At 74.5% G+C, this 2,028-nt stretch carries 3 protein-coding genes and 1 pseudogene; 1 reads left to right on the plus strand and 3 read right to left on the minus strand.

The genetic code is table 11. From position 1 onward, the window contains the following. The 3 genes from ACTUAL_RS13350 to ACTUAL_RS13360 form a co-directional block, all read right to left on the minus strand. Window positions 1-504: TetR/AcrR family transcriptional regulator (locus ACTUAL_RS13350; RefSeq protein ID WP_440900460.1), on the minus strand; the 504-nt coding region annotated here is incomplete at its 3' end. A gap of 84 nt (window positions 505-588) precedes the next feature. Further along, window positions 589-1,035, minus strand: a complete 447-nt coding sequence (locus ACTUAL_RS13355) for a hypothetical protein (protein WP_440900461.1) — start codon at window positions 1,033-1,035, stop codon at window positions 589-591. Between the two features lie 120 nt (window positions 1,036-1,155). Next, window positions 1,156-1,644: an NUDIX hydrolase gene (locus ACTUAL_RS13360; RefSeq protein ID WP_096493579.1), complete on the minus strand. Its 489-nt coding sequence runs from the start codon at window positions 1,642-1,644 to the stop codon at window positions 1,156-1,158. Between the two features lie 87 nt (window positions 1,645-1,731). On the opposite strand from ACTUAL_RS13360, the pseudogene ACTUAL_RS13365 reads away from it, so the two are divergent. Continuing rightward, window positions 1,732-2,028: pseudogene (locus ACTUAL_RS13365) on the plus strand (hypothetical protein); the annotation flags it as partial.

The raw sequence follows: 2,028 nt of genomic DNA on the forward strand, positions 1-2,028 counted from the left end.
CTGCAGGCCGTCCATCAGCGCGATGAGCACCAGCGCGGCGCTCTTGGGCTCCACGCCGTCCCGCAGACCGCCGCAGGCGGCCAACGCCTCGAACGAGGCCAGCACGTCCTCGCGCGCGCCCCGGTAGTGCTGGACGAAGTACTCGTGCGCCGGGTGGTCCGGGGCGATCGCCTCCGCCGCCAGGCGCGAGTACAGGTCGACGATGCCGGGGTGCGCGGCGTTGTGCGCGGTCAGCGCGAGGTACTGGCGCAGCACCCGCGCGCCGGGCGGGCCGGAGGTGAGCTGCTCGCGCTCGCCGCCCTCGGCGTCCCGGCGCTCCAGGAGGGCGGCGAGCAGCGACTCCTTGGTGGGGAAGTGGTAGATCAGCCCCGCGTGCGAGATGCCCACCCGCTTCGCTATCTCCCGCAGCGAGGCGCCGTGGTAGCCGACCTCGCCGTACAGCTCCATGGCCGCCGTGATGATGTCCTCCCGGCGGATCCGGCCCTTGAGATAACCCCCGGTCACAGGACCGGGACGAGCTCGTGGTGGCGCATCCGGCCATCATGCCGCACCCCCGCGCGCCCGCCACCGGCGGTCGCAGGGGCGGGGTCACGGGGCCGGGGACAGGCCCAGCGCCCCGCACGGGGCCGACCGCCACGACCGCACCACGGCCCGGTCGCCGTCCACGCACACCGTGGGGGCGGGGCCGAAGGTGAACACGCCCTCGCAGGTCCGCGTCGCCCGCGACCGCACGCCGCCGGGGCCGCTCGGGAGCGAGGCCCACACGGCGGCGCCGTCCTCGGGCTCGCAGGTCACGCGGACCACGGTGTCGCCGGTCAGCAGTCGGGTGGTCAGCACGATGCCCGCGGGCAGCAGCAGGGTGGCCAGCGCGGCGAGCAGGGGGAGCAGCACGCGGTTGCGGGCGTTGGCCTTCCGGGTGGGCAGACCGTCCGAAGCGGACTCAACCGGTTCTCGGCCGCGCCCCTCCGCGCAGTCCGCGTCGTCCTCGTCGTCCGCCTCCCACGCCGCTCCGCGTCCCTGCTCGTCCAGCGTCACCGGGCACCCCGCTCCTGCTTGCGCGCTCCTCACTCCCTGCTACCGCGCATAGGGGTTCGGGGGTTGCACGCCGCCGGACAAGGGCGGATAACGACTTGGTCGGGCAGGTGGGCGGGGGAGTCAGGGGCGCGAGACGCCGCCCCCGGTGAACCGGGCGCGCTCGTCGTCGGACCGCGCGGCGGCGATCCGGTCGACCATGGTCGGTCGGAGCTCGGGCAGCTCGTCCGGGCGGAACCAGCGGGCCTGGGTGTTCTCGCCGTCGGCGGGGTGCGGCTCGCCGGAGACCCAGCGCAGCCGGAACACCAGGTCGAGGTACTGCACCCGGTCGCCGTTGTCGTACCGCTGGGGCGGGAGGACGTGCACCTTGACCAGCCGCTCGGCGACCGCGACCACCCCGGACTCCTCCAGGACCTCGCGCACGGCGGCGTCGGCGGGCTCCTCACCGGGGTCGATGATGCCGGTCACGGGGGTCCACTGGCCGGAGTCGGCGCGCTGCACCATCAGCACCTCGTCGTCACCGCGCAGCACCACGGCGGTCACGCCGGTGAGCCACAGCGGGGCGGTGCCGATCTTCTCGCGCAGGGCGAGGATGAAGTCGGGGGTAGCCACCCGGCCGATCGTAGCGCGGCCGGGCGGGGGAGCCCGTGCTGGGAAAAGCGGAAGCGCGACGGGGGTTGGTGGGGCATCCTGCGGTGCGTGTTCACGATGCGCGCGGTGGTGGAGGTGTTCCCGTTCGACGTGTTCGCGCTCTGGCCTGCGGAGAGGGTGACCGAGTACGGGTGGCGCCGCTTGGCGGGCGGGCTTCCCCACGCGCGGGTGGGCACGATCCTGAAGCGGATCGCCGAGTGCAACGACCAGGACCCGGACGGCGACCGCCCGCCTCGGCCAGGGGAGCCGGTGGCGTCGCTGCTGCACGGCTTGCTCACCTATGAGAGCCCGTACGCGCAGGGCGGGTTGCTGGTCGAGGACAGCGCGACCGGGGTCGTCTTCGCG

The organism is Actinosynnema sp., from assembly GCF_052038725.1.